Raw genomic sequence first — 1008 nt, forward strand, 5'->3', positions numbered from 1 at the left:
TCGAACCAGGACCAGCCCCAGCCGTTGCCCCAAAGCTTGTTTCCTGGAAATCGGCCAACCTTGTCTTTTACCATGACGAACCAGCCAGCGAGCGTGCCGGCACTGCTGACGGTTCCGGTTGTCATACTTCCAGTAGTCGTTTTGAACACTTCCTTCACGAGAACGGTGCCGTCGGGAAAGTGTCCGTCCTTGCGATACGCGGCGATGGTTCCAGGCGATGCATAGACCATGTGCATCTCCTTTGAGCCCGGGCCGTCGTCTTTGGCCACGGCCCAGCTACCCAGTGCCTCATAGGTGGTCCGATAGTCGGCAGGCACCCGCAGACTTCCCTTGTCGTCGACAACGGCCGCCGTCGTTGCGCCGTACTGTGAGCGAGTATCGATCTGCCCGTAGGCTGTGGCGGCGCCGATCACAGACAATCCTGCCAGGGCGACGCCCAAGACACCGACGATTCTCATGGCGCTGTTCCCTGTGTTGGCGACCGGTAGCGTTCGGTGACGACCTATTTGTCCAGCAGCGGATAGAACTGGGTCCAGACGTCATCCTTCTTGGCGCTCGCGATGTGGCAGTAAGCGCATTCGGATTTGGGCAGCAACTTGGCCGTCGCTGCCTTCGGCTCGTGGTGATTGAAGTTGTAGTAACCCCAACCTCCGGACTCGGCATAGCGCTTGGTGTCCTTGACCGTAACGTCGGCGCCGTTCAGCTTTCCGGGGAAGAAGCCTCGCCCAGAAGGTTCGGTGCGTGATCCATCCGGGTTCTCGGCGGGCAGCGTCAGCTGCAGTTCCTTGAAGAAGATCGTGCCCTCCGGGAACTTGCCTGTCTTCTTGTAGATCTCGTAAGAGCCTGGTTCGATGTAGACGTTGTGAAACTCAGGAAAATTGGCCTTGCCGCCGTTGAGCGCGTTGGGAGTGAGGGGTGAGCCGACGTACACCCACTCATTGAAATTCTTCGGCAGCAGCAGGTCGCCCGCGGCGTCATACTCGGGGAGATAGCGCTTCCTTGTCAGTG

General features: G+C 59.2%; 2 protein-coding genes. Both read right to left on the reverse strand.

Annotation, left to right across the window (positions count from 1 at the left end; all coding sequences use genetic code 11):
- On the reverse strand, positions 1-458 hold a 458-nt coding region (locus tag RSO01_RS46850), incomplete at its 3' end, for a cytochrome P460 family protein (protein ID WP_147157489.1).
- 44 nt (positions 459-502) lie between these two features.
- Positions 503-1008, reverse strand: a 506-nt coding sequence (locus RSO01_RS46855) for a cytochrome P460 family protein (protein WP_147157490.1), incomplete at its 5' end; no start/stop codon positions are given.

Origin of the sequence: Reyranella soli, assembly GCF_007992495.1 — a bacterium.
GTDB lineage: Bacteria > Pseudomonadota > Alphaproteobacteria > Reyranellales > Reyranellaceae > Reyranella > Reyranella soli.